The organism is Streptomyces sp. NPDC090021 (assembly GCF_044748225.1).
Taxonomy (GTDB): Bacteria; Actinomycetota; Actinomycetes; order Streptomycetales; family Streptomycetaceae; genus Streptomyces.
In genome coordinates this window covers 120,677-137,123 of sequence record NZ_JBIVFO010000016.1, presented here as the reverse complement: position 1 = coordinate 137,123, position 16,447 = coordinate 120,677, and the positions used below count along the sequence as shown (strand labels likewise).

The 16,447-nt window shown below is 69.5% G+C and carries 16 protein-coding genes and 1 tRNA gene; 7 read left to right on the top strand and 10 right to left on the bottom strand.

Annotated elements, in window-relative coordinates:
* The first annotated feature begins 9 nt into the window (after window positions 1–9).
* Window positions 10–255, top strand: a complete 246-nt coding sequence (locus ACIPXC_RS15445) for a hypothetical protein (RefSeq protein ID WP_401617516.1) — start codon at window positions 10–12, stop codon at window positions 253–255.
* A 91-nt stretch (window positions 256–346) separates the two neighbouring features.
* Here ACIPXC_RS15445 and ACIPXC_RS15440 read toward each other — a convergent pair whose 3' ends face one another.
* The 4 genes from ACIPXC_RS15440 to dnaK are packed head-to-tail and all read right to left on the bottom strand — an operon-like array spanning window position 347 to window position 4,543.
* Window positions 347–817, bottom strand: a complete 471-nt coding sequence (locus ACIPXC_RS15440) for a heat shock protein transcriptional repressor HspR (RefSeq protein WP_030647935.1) — start codon at window positions 815–817, stop codon at window positions 347–349.
* A gap of 1 nt (window position 818) precedes the next feature.
* Window positions 819–1,997 (bottom strand): molecular chaperone DnaJ, encoded by a 1,179-nt coding sequence (dnaJ, locus tag ACIPXC_RS15435; protein WP_401617512.1) that lies wholly within the window; start codon window positions 1,995–1,997, stop codon window positions 819–821.
* 39 nt (window positions 1,998–2,036) lie between these two features.
* Window positions 2,037–2,696: a nucleotide exchange factor GrpE gene (gene grpE, locus ACIPXC_RS15430; RefSeq protein ID WP_030647929.1), complete on the bottom strand. Its 660-nt coding sequence runs from the start codon at window positions 2,694–2,696 to the stop codon at window positions 2,037–2,039.
* Window positions 2,696–4,543, bottom strand: coding sequence for a molecular chaperone DnaK (dnaK, locus tag ACIPXC_RS15425; RefSeq protein ID WP_401617507.1), 1,848 nt, complete (start codon window positions 4,541–4,543; stop codon window positions 2,696–2,698). Before dnaK ends, grpE begins: the two co-directional genes overlap by 1 nt.
* Before the next feature lie 206 nt (window positions 4,544–4,749).
* Between dnaK and ACIPXC_RS15420 the strand changes: the two genes are divergently transcribed.
* The 3 genes from ACIPXC_RS15420 (at window position 4,750) to ACIPXC_RS15410 (ending at window position 9,396) form a co-directional block, all read left to right on the top strand.
* The gene (locus ACIPXC_RS15420; RefSeq protein WP_401617504.1) at window positions 4,750–5,286 is read left to right on the top strand and encodes a sugar transferase; all 537 of its coding nucleotides are present in this window, start codon (window positions 4,750–4,752) and stop codon (window positions 5,284–5,286) included.
* Window positions 5,287–5,396: 110 nt separating this feature from the next.
* Window positions 5,397–8,006, top strand: a complete 2,610-nt coding sequence (locus ACIPXC_RS15415) for a (Fe-S)-binding protein (RefSeq protein ID WP_401617502.1) — start codon at window positions 5,397–5,399, stop codon at window positions 8,004–8,006.
* 481 nt (window positions 8,007–8,487) lie between these two features.
* Window positions 8,488–9,396 carry a Yip1 family protein gene (locus tag ACIPXC_RS15410; protein ID WP_401617499.1) on the top strand — a complete coding sequence of 303 codons (909 nt, stop codon included), beginning with the start codon at window positions 8,488–8,490 and terminating at the stop codon, window positions 9,394–9,396.
* A 73-nt stretch (window positions 9,397–9,469) separates the two neighbouring features.
* On the opposite strand, the gene ACIPXC_RS15405 is transcribed toward ACIPXC_RS15410, so the two are convergent.
* From ACIPXC_RS15405 to ACIPXC_RS15395, 3 genes are all read right to left on the bottom strand, one after another.
* A complete protein-coding gene (locus ACIPXC_RS15405) occupies window positions 9,470–9,970 on the bottom strand; it encodes a phosphoribosyltransferase (RefSeq protein ID WP_401617496.1) in 501 nt (166 codons plus the stop codon).
* Window positions 9,967–10,554, bottom strand: coding sequence for a dCTP deaminase (gene dcd / locus ACIPXC_RS15400; RefSeq protein ID WP_401617493.1), 588 nt, complete (start codon window positions 10,552–10,554; stop codon window positions 9,967–9,969). Before dcd ends, ACIPXC_RS15405 begins: the two co-directional genes overlap by 4 nt.
* A gap of 71 nt (window positions 10,555–10,625) precedes the next feature.
* Entirely contained in the window at window positions 10,626–10,838 is a 213-nt protein-coding gene (locus ACIPXC_RS15395) for a hypothetical protein (protein ID WP_076044107.1), read from the bottom strand.
* Between the two features lie 179 nt (window positions 10,839–11,017).
* On the opposite strand from ACIPXC_RS15395, the gene ACIPXC_RS15390 reads away from it, so the two are divergent.
* Window positions 11,018–11,091 (top strand) — tRNA-Gly (locus tag ACIPXC_RS15390).
* 233 nt (window positions 11,092–11,324) lie between these two features.
* Here ACIPXC_RS15390 and ACIPXC_RS15385 read toward each other — a convergent pair.
* The 3 genes from ACIPXC_RS15385 to ACIPXC_RS15375 all read right to left on the bottom strand — a co-directional run bounded on the left by ACIPXC_RS15385 (window position 11,325) and on the right by ACIPXC_RS15375 (window position 13,465).
* The gene (locus ACIPXC_RS15385; protein ID WP_401617490.1) at window positions 11,325–12,536 is read right to left on the bottom strand and encodes a tyrosine-type recombinase/integrase; all 1,212 of its coding nucleotides are present in this window, start codon (window positions 12,534–12,536) and stop codon (window positions 11,325–11,327) included.
* The gene (locus ACIPXC_RS15380; RefSeq protein WP_401617487.1) at window positions 12,536–12,751 is read right to left on the bottom strand and encodes an excisionase family DNA-binding protein; all 216 of its coding nucleotides are present in this window, start codon (window positions 12,749–12,751) and stop codon (window positions 12,536–12,538) included. The genes ACIPXC_RS15385 and ACIPXC_RS15380 overlap by 1 nt, the downstream gene beginning before the upstream one ends.
* A gap of 210 nt (window positions 12,752–12,961) precedes the next feature.
* A complete protein-coding gene (locus ACIPXC_RS15375; protein WP_401617485.1) occupies window positions 12,962–13,465 on the bottom strand; it encodes a helix-turn-helix domain-containing protein in 504 nt (167 codons plus the stop codon).
* A gap of 307 nt (window positions 13,466–13,772) precedes the next feature.
* On the opposite strand from ACIPXC_RS15375, the gene ACIPXC_RS15370 reads away from it, so the two are divergent.
* Both ACIPXC_RS15370 and ACIPXC_RS15365 read left to right on the top strand, forming a co-directional pair.
* A complete protein-coding gene (locus ACIPXC_RS15370) occupies window positions 13,773–15,002 on the top strand; it encodes a DUF3631 domain-containing protein (RefSeq protein ID WP_401617482.1) in 1,230 nt (409 codons plus the stop codon).
* A gap of 509 nt (window positions 15,003–15,511) precedes the next feature.
* Complete coding sequence (locus ACIPXC_RS15365) at window positions 15,512–16,426, top strand: DUF2637 domain-containing protein (RefSeq protein ID WP_401617479.1); 915 nt, start codon at window positions 15,512–15,514, stop codon at window positions 16,424–16,426.
* The last annotated feature ends 21 nt before the right edge of the window (window positions 16,427–16,447 follow it).

Sequence of the window (16,447 nt, the reverse complement as noted above, 5' to 3'; positions counted from 1 at the left end):
GAGGACATCATGATCACAGCCGCCCAGGGTGAAGCGGTCGGCTATTTGCACGCCATCTGGCAAGGAATAATGGCGGTAGTGGCTCTGTCCATCGCATTCAATGTTCGAGACTGCGCCTATCGAATTTTCCAGTATTCGATGGATCGCAGCCCCGTTACTCCTGGCGCAGGGTTCAGCCCGACGGTGATCCGTTTGGCTACGGGGGTCATAGGTGTCGTTCTGACTTTCTCGTCCATGAGCAACCTACTTGGTTGAGAGATAACGCAGGGAAGCACTGAGCACGAAGAAGCCCCGCCCGGAATCATCCGGGCGGGGCCTTCTCGATTGCGCGGGCGCGGAGCGCGCCTCAGTCCATCGGGCGCTTGGGGCTCGGGCGCCAGACCACCAGGGCGCTGCCCGGCTGCGGGGGCTGGTACGGGACCAGGTCGCGCCGGTACGAGGCGTGCACCTGGGCCTCGCGGGCCCGCAGGGTGGCCGCCGCGCCGTCCACCGCGGCCGAGAGCTCGGCGACGCGCTGCTGGAGCGCGGCCACCTGGTTCTCCAGTTCGATGATCCGCTTGATGCCCGCCAGGTTGATGCCCTCGTCCTGGGACAGCGCCTGCACCGTGCGGAGCAGCTCGATGTCCCGGGCCGAATAGCGCCGGCCGCGGCCGGCCGTACGGTCCGGGGAGACCAGGCCGAGACGGTCGTACTGGCGGAGGGTCTGCGGGTGCAGGCCCGAGAGCTGGGCGGCCACCGAGATCACGTAGACCGGGGTCTCGTCGGTGAGTTGGTAACCGCTTCCCAGACGGGAAGACTGTCGTCGGCGGCCGTCCATGTCATGCTCCCTTCGCGGACTCGAACAGCGCGGAGCGCGGGTCCTGCGACTCCGTCGCCTCGCGGTACATCTCCAGCGCCTCGCGTGCCTTGTCGGACAGCTCGGTCGGAACCGCCACTTCCACGGTAACCAGCAGGTCCCCGCGGGTGCCGTCCTTGCGGACCGCACCCTTGCCGCGGGCCCGCATCGTACGCCCGTTCGGGGTGCCCGGGGGCAGTTTCAGCGTGACCGACGGTCCGTTCAAGGTCGGGACCTTGATGTCGGCGCCCAGTGCCGCCTCCGCGAACGTCACCGGAACGGTCACCGTCAGGTTGTCGTCCTTGCGGCCGAACACCGGGTGGGTCCCGACGTGCACCACCACGTAGAGGTCACCGGCGGGACCGCCGCGCTCGCCCGGGGCGCCCTTGCCGCGCAGCCGGATCCGCTGGCCGTCGGAGACGCCCGCCGGGATCCTGACCTGCATGGTGCGGGAGCTGCGGGCCCGGCCGCTGCCCTTGCAGACGTCGCAGGGGGTCTCCGCGATCAGGCCGCGGCCCTTGCAGTCCGCGCAGGGGTCGGTCAGCGAGAAGCCGCCGCCGCTGCCGCGCGAGACCTGACCGGTGCCGACACAGGTCGGGCACACCCTGGGCGTGCCGTTCTTGTCGCCGGTGCCCGAGCAGGCCTTGCAGGGTGCCTGCGAGGACATCCGGAGCGGGACCGTGGCCCCGTCCACCGCCTCCGTGAAGGAGAGGGTGACCTCCGACTCGATGTCCTGGCCGCGGCGCGGCTGGGTACGGGTGCCCGCACCCGGGCCGGCGCCGCGATTGAACAGGCCGCCGAAGACGTCACCCAGGCCGCCGCCGAAGCCGCCGGCCTGGCCGCCCTGCTGGGTGCCCCCGAAGAGGTCGCCCAGGTCGAAGTTGAACGAGCCGCCGCCGCCCGGCCCGGGGCGGAAGCCGCCGTTGCCGAACAGGGCGCGCGCCTCGTCGTACTCCTTGCGCTTCTTGGCGTCCCCGAGGATGTCGTTCGCCTCGGAGATCTCCTTGAAGCGCTCCTCGGCGGAGGCGTCGCCCTTGTTGGCGTCCGGGTGGAACTCGCGCGCGAGCTTCCGGTACGCCTTCTTGATCTCGGCCTCGGTGGCGTCCTTCGGGACACCGAGGACCTTGTAGTAGTCCTTCTCGACGAAGTCCTTCGTGTTCATCCCCGGTGTCCCTCCTCCCGTGCCGCTACGTGTCCTGCATCAGCCCTTGTCGGCTGCATCCGCGTCCTCGCCGGACGGCTTGTCGCCCTCCGCGGACTCGGACTTGGGGGCCGCGCCCGGCTGGGGCTCGGCCACCGCGACCCGTGCGGGACGGATCGTACGCTCACCGATCCGGTATCCCGGCTGCAGGATCGCCACGCAGGTCGTCTCGGTGACGTCCGGCGCGTACGAGTGCATCAGGGCCTCGTGGACCGTCGGGTCGAAGGGCTCGCCCTCCTTGCCGAACTGCTGCAGGCCCATCTTGGCGGCGACCGTCTCCAGCGACTCGGCCACCGACTTGAAGCCGCCGACCAGTTCGCCGTGCTCCCGCGCCCGGCCGATGTCGTCGAGCGTGGGCAGGAGCTCCGTCAGGAGGGACGCGACCGCGATCTCCTTGACGGTGATCCGGTCCCGCTCCACCCGGCGGCGGTAGTTCTGGTACTCCGCCTGCAGCCGCTGGAGGTCCGCGGTGCGCTCACCGAGCGCGGTACGGGCCTGGTCCAGCTGCGCCAGCAGGGCCACATCCTGTGCGCTGTCCCCGGCCGGGGCCGCCCCCTCCGCCGTGTCGGCGGAGTCGGCGGCCTTCGGCTCGGCGTCGTCCTGAGCGGCGTCGGCGGGGACTTCGGGCTTCTCGTCGAAGCCCGGGGTCTCCTCCGACATCAGGCAGCGCCACCCTTCGGCTTCTCGTCGTCGACGATCTCGGCGTCGACGACGTCGTCGTCGGCCTTGGCCTGGCCGGCGTCACCGGCGGCACCGGCGGCGCCCTGGGCGGCCTGCGCGTCGGCGTAGATCGCCTGGCCGAGCTTCTGGCTGACCGCGGCGAGCTTCTCCGTCGCGGTGCGGATCTCGCCGGTGTCATCGCCCTTGAGCTTGTCCTTCAGCTCGGCGACGGCCGACTCGACCTCGGTCTTGACCTCGGCCGGGACCTTGTCCTCGTTGTCCTTGACGAACTTCTCCGTCTGGTAGACGAGCTGCTCGCCCTGGTTGCGGGACTCGGCGGCCTCCTTGCGGCGCAGGTCCTCGTCCGCGTACTGCTCCGCCTCCTGGCGCATGCGGTCGACCTCGTCCTTGCCGAGCGAGGAGCCGCCGGTGACGGTCATCTTCTGCTCCTTGCCCGTGCCGAGGTCCTTCGCGGTCACGTGCATGATGCCGTTCGCGTCGATGTCGAAGGAGACCTCGATCTGCGGGACGCCACGCGGCGCCGGCGGCAGGCCGGTCAGCTCGAACATGCCGAGCTTCTTGTTGTACGCCGCGATCTCGCGCTCGCCCTGGTAGACCTGGATCTGCACGGACGGCTGGTTGTCCTCGGCCGTCGTGAAGATCTCGGACCGCTTGGTCGGGATCGTGGTGTTGCGCTCGATGAGCTTGGTCATGATGCCGCCCTTGGTCTCGATGCCGAGGGACAGCGGGGTCACGTCGAGGAGCAGGACGTCCTTGACCTCACCCTTGAGGACACCGGCCTGGAGGGTGGCGCCGATGGCGACGACCTCGTCCGGGTTGACGCCCTTGTTGGCGTCCTGACCGCCGGTCAGCTCCTTGACGAGCTCGGCGACGGCCGGCATGCGGGTGGAGCCGCCGACCAGGACCACGTGGTCGATCTCGGACAGCTGGATGCCGGCGTCCTTGATGACGTTGTGGAACGGGGTCTTGCAGCGGTCGAGCAGGTCGGCGGTCAGCTGCTGGAACTGGGCGCGCGTGAGCTTCTCGTCCAGGTGCAGCGGGCCCTCGGCGGACGCCGTGATGTAGGGCAGGTTGATCGAGGTCTCCGTGGAGGAGGACAGCTCGATCTTCGCCTTCTCGGCGGCCTCGCGCAGACGCTGGAGCGCCATCTTGTCCTTGGACAGGTCGACGCCGTGGCCGCCCGCGAACTGCTTCACCAGGTAGTCGACGACGCGCTGGTCCCAGTCGTCACCACCGAGGTGGTTGTCACCGTTGGTGGCCTTGACCTCGACGACGCCGTCACCGATCTCCAGCAGCGACACGTCGAAGGTACCGCCACCGAGGTCGAAGACGAGGATGGTCTGGTCGTCCTTGTCGAGACCGTAGGCCAGGGCGGCGGCCGTCGGCTCGTTGACGATGCGCAGGACGTTCAGGCCCGCGATCTCGCCGGCCTCCTTCGTCGCCTGACGCTCGGAGTCGTTGAAGTAGGCCGGGACGGTGATGACCGCGTCCGTGACCTTCTCACCCAGGTAGGCCTCGGCGTCGCGCTTCAGCTTCTGCAGGATGAAGGCGCTCATCTGCTGCGGGTTGAAGTCCTTGCCATCCAGGTTGATCTTCCAGTCAGTGCCCATGTGGCGCTTGACGGAGCGGATGGTCCGGTCCACGTTGGTGACCGCCTGGCGCTTGGCCACCTCGCCGACGAGGACCTCGCCGTTCTTGGCGAAGGCGACGACGGACGGCGTGGTCCTGGCGCCCTCGGCGTTGGTGATGACGGTGGGCTCGCCGCCTTCCAGAACGCTGACGACGGAGTTAGTGGTGCCCAGGTCGATGCCGACCGCACGTGCCATTTCGATTCCTCCAGCTGACTTGAGTGGAACAGACTCAACCATGCCGCATCGCCGCGCGTGCGTCAACAGAACTGAGTCGGGTCGACTCAACCTTTAGCTGCCGCTTACGCGCAACCTTGGGTTTTCCCGGCGGCCGGGCGTCCGGACGAGGGACCCGCGCCGCGCGGCACGCCGGGGTCCGGGCACCCGTACGGCAGCGTGCTGGCATGCCGCTCACACTCACCGCCCCCCGACCGCGGGTACGGGTACCCGCGGCCCCGCCGGCGAAGCGGGTGCTCGACCTCGTCGGGGCGCTGACCCTGCTCGCCGCACTCGCCCTCCCGCTCGCGGCCGTCACCACACTGCTGTGCGCGGTCCGGGGCGGGCGCCCCTTCGCACGGGAGCCCGCGGCCGGCCTCGCCGGGCGGGCCTTCCGGACCTGGCGCTTCGACACGACCGGGGCGGGGCGGACGGGCGCCCTCCTGGAGCGCTGTGCCGTCGACGGGCTCCCCCAGCTGCTCAACGTGGTCCGCGGGGAGATGTCGCTGGTCGGCCCGCGCCCCGAGGCCCGTACGGACCGCCCCGACCGGCTCCTCGTACGTCCCGGAATGACCGGGTTGTGGCAGGTGAGCGCGCGCTCCGACCTCCCCTGGGAGGAGATGGCCCTGCTCGACCGGCATTATGTGGAGAACCACTGGCTCGGGATGGACCTCGCGATCCTCGCCCAGACCCCGCGGGCGGCCTACCGACAAAGGCTCGCCTGAGCGACACAGATCACCGCACGCTCAGCTACATTGCGGCGTCGGGAATGGGTAACCTCAAGCCTTGACTTCATAAGTTACCGCTTAGTAAGTGCCGCCCGAGGAGCCCTCCCATGCAACTCGCCGCGATCATCGTGTCGCTGGTCCTGACCGTGGTCGGCGTCGCGCTGCTCGCACGAGCCGTGGCGCAGATCTACCGCTTCGTGAAGATCGGCCAGCCCGTGCCGGCCGGCAGCCGCACGGACGACCCGAAGGCCCGAACGCTCACCCTCGTCCGGGAGTTCCTCGGCCACAGCCGCATGAACCGCTGGGGCATCGTCGGCTTCGCGCACTGGTTCGTCGCGATCGGCTTCCTGACGCTCCCGCCGACCCTGGCGCAGGCCTACGGCCAGCTCTTCCAGGCCGACTGGACGCTGCCGGTCCTCGGCGGATTCCTGCCGTTCGAGCTGTACATCGAGTTCATCGGCCTGATGACGGTGCTCGGCATCCTGGTCCTGATCGCCATCCGGCTGCTCAGCCTGCCCTCGCGGGCCGGCCGCAAGTCCCGCTTCGCGGGTTCGAAGGCCTGGCAGGCGTACTTCGTCGAGTACATCATCCTCACCATCGGCCTCGCGATCCTGTGCCTGCGCGGCCTTGAGGGTGCGATCCACCACGTGGACAGCTGGGAGCCGGCGTACTTCATCTCGTACCCGCTGGTCACGGTCTTCGAGGGGCTGTCGCCGAGCGCCCTGCAGAACGCCATCTACTTCACCGCGATGATCAAGATCGGCACCTCGCTGATCTGGATGATCGTGGTCTCCCTGAACACCAACATGGGTGTCGCCTGGCACCGCTTCCTCGGCTTCCCGAACATCTGGTTCAAGCGCAACGCCGACGGCGCGACCGCGCTGGGCGCGCTCCAGCCGATGACCAGCGGCGGCAAGGAGATCGACTTCGAGGACCCGGGCGAGGACGACGTCTTCGGCGTCTCCCAGGTCGAGCAGTTCTCCTGGAAGGGCATCCTCGACTTCTCCACCTGCACCGAGTGCGGCCGCTGCCAGTCGCAGTGCCCCGCCTGGAACACCGGCAAGCCGCTCTCCCCGAAGCTCCTGATCATGTCGCTGCGCGACCACGCGCACGCCAAGGCCCCGTACCTGCTGGCCGGCGGCGGCAAGACGATGGAGGGCGAGGAGAAGGCCTCCGAGGAGCAGCTGGCCGGTGTGCCGGCGACCGCGCTCGCCGAGGCCGAGCGCCCGCTGATCGGCACCGTCGAGGAGAACGGCGTCATCGACCCGGACGTGCTGTGGTCCTGCACCACCTGCGGTGCCTGCGTGGAACAGTGCCCGGTCGACATCGAGCACATCGACCACATCGTCGACATGCGCCGCTACCAGGTGATGATCGAGAGCGCCTTCCCGTCCGAGGCGGGCACGATGCTCAAGAACCTGGAGAAGAAGGGCAACCCCTGGGGCCTGGCCAAGAAGCAGCGCGTGGAGTGGACGAAGGAGGTCGACTTCGAGGTCCCGATCATCGGCAAGGACGCGGAGGACCTCTCCGAGTTCGACTACCTCTACTGGGTCGGCTGCGCCGGCGCACTGGAGGACCGGGCCAAGAAGACCACCAAGGCCTTCGCGGAGCTGCTGAACATCGCCGGCGTCAAGTTCGCGATCATGGGCGGCGACGAGAAGTGCACCGGTGACTCGCCGCGCCGCCTGGGCAACGAGCCGCTGTTCCAGCAGCTGGGCCAGGAGAACGTGGCCATGCTGAACATGGCCTTCGGCGAGGACGACGACGACCCGTCGACGAAGAAGCCGAAGACGGCGAAGCGCATCGTCTCGACCTGCCCGCACTGCTTCAACACCATCGCGAACGAGTACCCGCAGCTGGGCGGCGAGTACGAGGTCATCCACCACACGCAGCTGCTCCAGCACCTGATCGACGAGGGCCGGCTGACGCCGGTGACGCCGGTCGACGGGCTGATCACGTACCACGACCCGTGCTACCTGGGCCGCCACAACAAGGTCTACACGCCGCCGCGCGAGATCATGTCGGCCGTGCCGGGCCTGCGCCAGCAGGAGATGCACCGCCACAAGGAGCGGGGCTTCTGCTGTGGCGCCGGTGGCGCGCGGATGTGGATGGAGGAGCGGATCGGCAAGCGCATCAACAACGAGCGCGTCGACGAGGCCCTGTCCCTGAACCCCGACATCGTCTCCACCGCCTGCCCGTTCTGCCTGGTCATGCTGACCGACTCGGTCAACGGCAAGAAGAACGAGGGCCAGGCCAAGGAGTCCGTGCAGGTCGTGGACGTGGCCCAGCTGCTGCTGGAGTCGGTCAAGGCCCCGGGCCCGACGGAGGAGGAACTGGCCGCCCTGGCGGCCGAGGCCGAGGCGGAGGCCGCTGCGGCAGCCGCCGCGGCGGAGGCGGAGGCCAAGGCGAAGGCGGCCGAAGAGGCCAAGGCGAAGGCGGAGGCGGAAGCCGCGGCGAAGGCCAAGGCCGAGGCCGAGGCCGAGGCCGAGGCCGAGGCCGAGGCGGAAGCCGCGGCCGGGGCCGGTGCTGCGCCGGCCGCCGAGGCCGAGCCGACTGCCACGGCGGAAGCCGAGCCGGAGACCGAGCCCAAGGCCGAGGCCGACGCCGCGACCGAGACCGGCACCGAGACCGGGGCAGCGGCGGACGCCGAGCCCAAGACGGATGAGGCGGCCAAGACGGACGAGGCGGACGGGGCGAAGGCCGGGGACGCCAAGTAGGCGGGCCCCGCACCCGCAGGCGACACGACACGCCGGAACGGCCGGTCCCCACTCGGGGACCGGCCGTTCCGGCGTTTCCGTGCTGCCTCCCGTCAGCCCCGGGCCGACAGGACGGCGAAGCCGAGCCCCGCCGCGCCGGCCGAGGCCGCGCCGGCGACGACGGCGGCGGCGGTACAGGAGGGCGGTGCGGCGGGTGCTGCGCATGATGGGACTCTTCCTCATGCTCGTTCGTACTCGTTCGTGCTGAGTGGAGGCGACGGACACGAAGCTACGGGCCATACATATGGGCATTCCATAGGAAACGTGACGACGAGCTACAGAACACTGCGCAAGCACGTAAACCGGACACACAACGGAGAGGGTCCGGAGGGGCGGACAACCCCCCGGGGATCCCCTAGGGGATGTCACAGGTCAGCCGCAAAGGGTGTCCGTTCCCCCCGCCCGGCCACCGGGGCGCTCCGGACCAGGTACGTTCGATCACGTGGCTGGATTCAGGATCGGACGCGGCCGGGACGACAACCGCGGTCCGCAACAACCCCCGCAGCAGCAGCAGTCGTACGGTCAGCAGCAACCGCCGCCGTACGGCCGGCCGCCGTACCCTCCCGTCGGCGGCCCTCCACCGCAGCAGCAGTGGCCGCAGCCGAACGCCGGGGGGCACGGCGAGCCGGAGTACTTCGACCCGTACGGGCAGCAGCACCCGCCCGCGCAGCAGCCCCCGTACGGCCAGGGAGGCGGCGGGCGCTTCTCGAACGACAACCCCGGGCACACGCAGGCCTTCGCCGTCGGCGAGGACCCGTACAGCCAGGGCGGCACCTACCAGGCGGGTGCCGTCGCCGCGGCGCCGTCCGGTCCGCGGCTGCCGTGGAAGGAACTGCTCCGCGGCATCGTGACGCGGCCCGGCCAGACCTTCCTCCAGATGCGCGACTACCCCGTCTGGGGGCCGGCGCTGACCGTGACCTTCCTCTACGGCCTCCTCGCGGTCTTCGGCCTCGACGACGCCCGCCAGGACGTGATCAACTCGACGCTGTCGCAGGCCGTCCCGATCGTGCTGTCCGCCGGCGTGGCCTTCGTCATCTGCGGTCTGCTCCTGGGCGCGGTCACGCACACGCTGGCCCGCCAGATGGGCGGCGACGGCAGCTGGCAGCCCACCGTGGGCCTGTCGATGCTGGTCATGTCCATCACGGACGCCCCGCGCCTGCTCTTCGCCGTGTTCCTCGGCGGCGACAACATGATCGTCCAGGTGCTGGGCTGGGCCACCTGGGTCGCCGCGGGCGCGCTCTTCGCCTCGCTGATCAGCAAGTCGCACGACCTGCCGTGGCCGAAGGCGCTGGGCGCCTCCGCGATCCAGCTGATCGCCCTGCTGTCGATCATCAAGCTGGGCACCATCTAGCGGACATGCGTGCGCGAGGGGCCCCCGGCCGATGGCCGGGGGCCCCTCGCGCAGGCGGTGGGAGGATCCGCGATCAGGCGTCGAGGACCTGGCCCTCGCGCTTGACGACCGGCGGCTCGACCGACCAGGGGAAGTTGATCCACTCGTCGGTCTTCTTCCACACGTACTCGCACTTCACGAGGGAGTGGGACTTCTCGTAGATGACCGCGGAGCGCACCTCGGCGACGTGGCCCAGGCAGAAGTCGTGCACCAGCTTCAGCGTCTTGCCGGTGTCGGCGACGTCGTCGGCGATGAGGACCCTCTTGTCGGTGAAGTCGATCGCCTCGGGCACGGGCGCCAGCATGACCGGCATCTCCAGCGTGGTGCCGACGCCGGTGTAGAACTCCACGTTCACCAGGTGGATGTTCTTGCAGTCCAGGGCGTACGCCAGACCGCCGGCGACGAACACGCCGCCGCGGGCGATGCTCAGGATGATGTCGGGCTCGTAGCCGTCGTCGGCGATGGTCTGCGCCAGCTCGCGCACGGCGGCGCCGAAGCCCTCGTAGGTCAGGTTCTCGCGTACCGCGTCGCTCATGCCTCGTGCCTCACCTGGGTGCGGTGGAAGTTCTGGAAGGAGCGCGAGGCGGTCGGCCCGCGCTGCCCCTGGTACCTGGAGCCGTACCGTTCGCTGCCGTACGGGAACTCCGCGGGCGAGCTGAGCCGGAACATGCACAGCTGCCCGATCTTCATGCCCGGCCAGAGCTTGATCGGCAGCGTGGCCAGGTTCGACAGCTCAAGGGTCACGTGACCCGAGAACCCGGGGTCGATGAACCCGGCGGTCGAGTGCGTCACGAGACCGAGGCGGCCCAGGCTGGACTTCCCCTCCAGCCGGGAGGCGATGTCGTCGGGCAGCGTGATGACCTCGTAGGTCGATGCGAGGACGAACTCACCGGGGTGCAGGATGAACGCCTCGTCCCCATCGGGCTCGACCATCCGGGTCAGGTCCGGCTGCTCGACCGCGGGATCGATGTGGGCGTAGCGGTGGTTCTCGAACACCCGGAAGTACCGGTCGAGACGCACATCGATGCTGGAGGGCTGCACCATCGCCTCGTCGAACGGGTCGATGCGAACCCGTCCGCTGTCGATCTCGGCCCGGATGTCTTTGTCAGAGAGAAGCACGTCCCGAGGATACGCAGAGCGCGCGGGCCTCCCCCAATCGAGAGGGACCGCCCGCGCGCCCGGCCGTACGTCTAGCGCTTGACCGCACCACCGACGGGCACCGCCTGGCGCAGGCGCGCGCACCGCGGACACCGCAGCAGCCGCCCGGGCCCGATCCGGCCGGCACCGAGGTGCTGCAGCGGGAAGGAGGCGGTACTGAAAACGTGCCCTTCGGCACAACGGACGACGGTGTGCTCCATCGAGTCCCTTTCCCCAACGAGCCGTACTGCGACGAATCGCCACATTAGGGGATGATCCTCACCCGCTCCAGCCGCCGCTCCGCCACCCCACGGTACGCCCCAACTCCCGCACCCACACGCCTCCGTGCACACGACAGACAACAACGACCCCGGGGCGAACCCACCGGGGGTCGATCATGGGGTAGAGTGTGCAACGGTAGGGATCCAGGCAACTGGCCCACTGCGCGGATGTAGTTTAATGGTAGAACATGAGCTTCCCAAGCTTATAGCGCGGGTTCGATTCCCGTCATCCGCTCCATAACAAAGCCCCAGGTCACCGACCTGGGGCTTGTTTGTTGTCTAGACCTATCCGGGCCCGCGTGCCATTCGCGTGCCATAAGTGCCGTAACGGGGCGTCAGATTGGGCACCGAATCGTCACGCGCGGCCACCGGGTGCCGAGTCGTCTCGAATCGCGAGACGCATTTCGAGTGACCTGCGTCACGCGCCGCTGGCGTGCGGCCCGACTGGCTGCCGGACCGCACCCCTGCGCGTCACCTCCGCCGAGCCGCCCCCGCAGGAGCCGCGAGCGGGGGAACGATCCTGTGGACGGTGGCGTTCGCGCCGACGCCCGCCTCCCGGTCCGCCGACGTGCGCTGGCTGCGGACGTTGGCGTCGATGTCGTCGGCCAGCTTGCGCTGATGCTCCTTGGTGGAGTGCTGATAGATCAGCTGCGCCCGCTCGGACGACTGGCCTGCGCGGACCATCAGGTCCTTCAGCTTGGCGCCGGTGTCGGCGGCGAGGGTGTTGCCGGTGTGGCGCAGGTCGTAGAAGCGGAACTCCTTTGGCATGCCGACCGCGTCGCGGGCCTTGCGCCACTTCCGTCCGAACGTGGTGCCGCGCAGGGCTGCTCCCTTCTCCCCCACGAAGACCAGGCCGTCGGGCCCGTCCTTGGCGAACCACTCCAGGTGCCGGCGGACGTCGAGCAGGACGAAGCCGGGCAGCATGATCTCCCGTTTGCCCGCACGGGACTTGGGGTCGCCGATCACGCGGCGGCCGGTGTTCAACTCCGGAGCGGCCCTCCGCACCCGGACCGAGCCGGTGTCGAGATCGATGTCGGCTCGGCGCAGTTCGGCCAGTTCCTCCGGCCGCATGGATGCGAAGGCTCCGAGGAGGACCATCAGCCGCCAGCGGATCCCGATGGCCTCGGCGAGGGCGAAGACCTGCTCGATGGTGGCCACGGGCCGCTCGTCGGCGTCCTCGCGCCCCGCCCCGCGGATGGAGCAGGGGTTCCGTCGGATCAGCTCGTCCTCGACGGCCGTCTGCATGATGGCCTTCAGCAGCCGGTAGGACTTGGCCGTCGTGGTCTTACCTGTGGCCTTCAGTCGCTCGGCCCGCCAGGTCCTGACCTTGGCGGGGCTGATGGTGTTGACGTACTGCCCGCCGAAGGTCGGCTCCAGGTGCAGGCGCAGGAGCCTGCGGTACAGCTCGTCGGTGGTGGCCGCGATGCCGCGCTCGTCGATCCATCGCTGGGCGTACTCGGCGAAGAGCACCTCGCCGGCCATCGGGTCGATCCAGTCGCCACGTGCCTGGTCAGCCTGGATCTGGGCGAGGAAGACCTCGGCATCGCGCTTGGTCTCGTACGTCTGCGGCGCCGCGCGCAGGATCCCGCCCGCGCCAGGGTAGCGGGCCTGGTAGCGCCCGGAGGGGAGCTTGCGGATCGCGCCGAAGCTGCGGCGGGGCGCCTTCCTGCGGGTTCGGGTCATCAGGCCACCAGCCCGTAGCCCGTGCGCCGGCCGCGGATGGGCTCGACGGTCCGCTCCTCGATGAAGGCGGTCAGCACGCTGTCGGCGATGCGAACGTGCTTGCCGAGCTTGACGTAGCGGATGCGGCGTTCGGAGATGAGTCGGCGGATGTAGCGCACGCCGGTGCCGAGGCGTTCGGCAGCTTCGTCCACGGTGAGGAGGCGGTCGGTGGTCACCTCCTTCCCGTGGGTCGGCTGGGCGGAGGTGTGGGGTATCGCCGTGTGGCGCAAGCAGTGCTCCGTATCTGGCCTCGGCTGGGTGAGTCTGGGCGGGGGCGGCAACCCCCTGAAAGCCGGGCCGGTGTGTCGTTCAGGGATGGGATGGGTGGTGCGGGCCAATGGCCTGGGGGTTTGCGGGCCCAGGGTGGCCGGTGGAGCGGTCGGCTGCTACGAGGCCGGCGGCTGGCCGAACTGCTCCTGGTTGATCTTCATGGTGTTCTCGGCGATGGCGTTGCTGACCATCACTTCGGCTTCCTCGCGGATCTCGGGGTGCTCGGCGAGGTAGGCGGCGAGGGCGTCGGTGGCGCGCCGGTATGCGTGCTGGGCGCGCTGGGCGGTCGCGTTGGTGACGACCACGTCGTCGATGAGTTCCATGGCCGGGCCGGAGGCCAGTGTCGGCGGTCCGACCAGGTTGGTCAGGGACAGGCCGAAGATCTCCGCGAAGCCGATTGCCTCGTCGAGGTTGATGCGGCGCTTGCGGTTCTCGATGCGCCAGACCGCGGACGGGTTCATCTCGTAGCCGGCCTCGTTGAGCAGGTCGGACACCAGCGTGGTGCTCCATCCCCGCTTGTCACGCTCGACCTTGATCCGCGTGGCGACGTTGTCCTCGCCCTTGAGGAGCACGCCCTCGGGCGCCTCCTCGTCGTACTCGTGGTGAGCGTCTTGCGTCACCGCACCTCCGTTCTTTGCCGCAGGTCGACACCGAGTCGCGTCGACAGGAAAAACCATACCATGCAATCTGCCACAGGCAGGGACTTCCTTCGTGTCGCAGAATCATGTATGGTTATGCAGAAGAACGCATGAAGACTCGCCGCACGGGAGGTCCGTCACGGACGCAGACATGCAAAAAGCCCCTCGGTGCTACCAACACCAAGGGGCTCAAAGCGCAAACCTCACGCCGCCCATCCCTGAACGACTGGCCGCAGAACCGGGATTGCCGTCCCTTATGGCCCACAACCGGAGGAGCTCTTTGTCCAGTATGGACGAAGCCACCAACAACACGCCACCCCACACCGCAACCCCGGCCGTCTGGCCGCCGGTCGCCGTACCCGGCCGCCCCGCCGACCTCTCCCCCGTCGAGCCTCCCAACAACGAGGCATCGACCGGAGAGCGGATCCTGGACGAGCTTCGGGCCACGATCCGCCGCTACGTGGTCATGCCCAGCGAGGAGGCCCTGACCGCCGCCACCCTGTGGGCGGCGGCCACGCACCTGCAGACGGTGTGGCAGCACGCGCCGCGCCTGGCGGTGGTCGGGCCCGCGAAGCGGTGCGGGAAGTCGCGGCTGCTGGAGGTCCTGATCGAGGCGGTCCACGATCCGCTGATCACGGTCAACGCGTCCGCGGCGGCGATCTTCCGCTCGATCAGCGACGGCAACCCGCCCACTCTGCTGGTGGACGAGGTCGACACGATCTTCGGGTCGACGAAGGTCGCGGAGAAGAACGAGGAGATGCGCGGCCTGCTCAACGCGGGCCACCAGCGCAACCGCCCCACCCTGCGCGTCTCGGGCCCGAACCACGACGTGCAGAAGTTCTCCACCTTCGCCATGGCCGCCCTGGCCGGCATCGGGGACCTGCCCGACACGATCATGGACAGGTCCGTGGTCATCCGCATGCGCCGCCGCGCCGACGTCGAGAAGGTGACCTCCTGGCGCTACGGCCGCGACGACCTGAAGGTCAAGGCACTCCGGGAACGGCTCGCGGCCTGGATGGGCAGCGTCCGCGACGAGGCCATCGCGCTGGAGCCCAAGCTCCCGGTCGACGACCGCGCCGCCGACACCTGGGAGCCGCTGATCAGCGTCGCCGACCTCGCGGGCGGACGCTGGCCGCTGATCGCCCGCACGGCGTGCAAGGCCATGACGGACTACGAGTCCGGACGGGACCAGGACGGCGGGCTGAAGATCCGCATCCTGACCGACATCCGCAAAGCCTTCGCCAGCGTGGGCAACCCGCCCGCCCTGCGGACCGCCGACCTGCTGAACTTCCTCAACGCCGACCCCGAGGCGCCGTGGGCCGAGATCAGCTCCGCCGGGCTTACCCCGCTGAAGCTGCGAGCCCTGCTGACCGACTACGGCATCAGCTCCGGCAACCGCCGCTTCCCCGGCGGCAACCAGGCCAAGGGCTTCACCCTCGCGCAGTTCACCGACGCCTGGACCCGGTACTGCCCGCCGGAACGGCCCTCCCCCGAAGCAGCACCCGCCCCCGACGCGTGACCCGTCGCGACCCGTCCCACCCGTCCCCGCGCAGGTCAGCGCGGGGACGGGTCAGGACGCCGCAACGGGTCAACCCGACATCACCACCCTGCTGACCTCGCCGAACACGTCAGGCGCGGCTCACAGCCACCCCCGAGGACTGTCGGCGCGGTCTGCGAACCAAGACCCGTACCGACCCGTACCCACTCGTCCCACCGACCGTCTCCGCGCCGGACGCCCCGTCCCTCGCAACGAGTCGGGTCGACATCAGCCGCTCACCCGTACCTGCTCTGACCAGCGACGGGACGAGTGGGACGAGTCCGCGCCCTTCACGGCCACCCCGCCCCCGTGCCCGCTTCCACCCTGGAGACCGCCCCTTGCCCTCCCCTGCCCCAAGCGCCCAGGCAGCCATGCGCAGCATCCACGCTGGCATCGCGGTGCTGCCCTCGGCCTCCGAGGACGAGGCCCTCAAACAAGGTGACGATCCTGGCGATGCTCGCCGAGTACCCGCACCCGCTGGGGGTCGGCGCGTGAACCGCCCGGGACGCATCGCCCTCGTCATCGGCCTGGTGGCCGTCGTCCTCATGGCCTTCCGGGTGTCGTGGAACGCACTGTCCGACGTGGCCCGCGCCATCGGCGCCGACTCCACCGCCGCCCTGCTCTACCCGATCGTGGTCGACGGCCTGATGGCCCTCGCGCTGATCGCCGCGCTCGTGCTGACCGGCGCCGACCGGAAGTTCGCGCTGCGGGTCCTGGCGGCCTACACGATCGCCAGCCTCCTGCTGAACTACGTGCACGGCCTCGTACCGGCCCTGCACACCGACTCGATCCAGTGGGGCCGACTGACCGACTTGGACTACGCGAACTGGGCCCTCGTACTGCTGGCCACCTCGCTCCCGGTCGGGTCGATCTACTTCGGGTCCGACCTCGTGGCCAAGGTGCTGCACCACAACCCCGAGTCGCCCGACTCCCCCGACATGGCCTCTGGCCAGTCGGCTGGCGAGCAGGCCCCACAGTCGGCGCCTGACCGGGCCGAATCAATCCCCGATCAGCTGACCGAGTCGACCCCCACGAAGGTCGTCGAAGCACCCGTGACGAGGCCGACCAAGGGTGCCGAAGCGGCCCACGCCACCCGACCAGACCGGCCGACCACGGTGGCGGAGTCGACGGGAGCCGCCCCGCGTCGGGCGACCGGTCGGGTCCCCACCGCCGCCAAGTCGACCGCCGACCGCACCCGCACGGCCGCCGAAATCCTCGACAAGGCTCGACTCCTGACCGCGGACTGGACCGACGACCAGCTGACCGCCGAGCGCCTGCGCACCGAACTGCGGATCGGCCAGAAACCGGCCCGCCTCCTACGCGACCAACTGCGGGCCGAGCGCACCGGCCAGGCCCAGCCCGTCGCGGACGACGACATCAAGGCCGAGACCACTCAACGGACTTGAAGAAGCCGCCTTCCCCGCGGC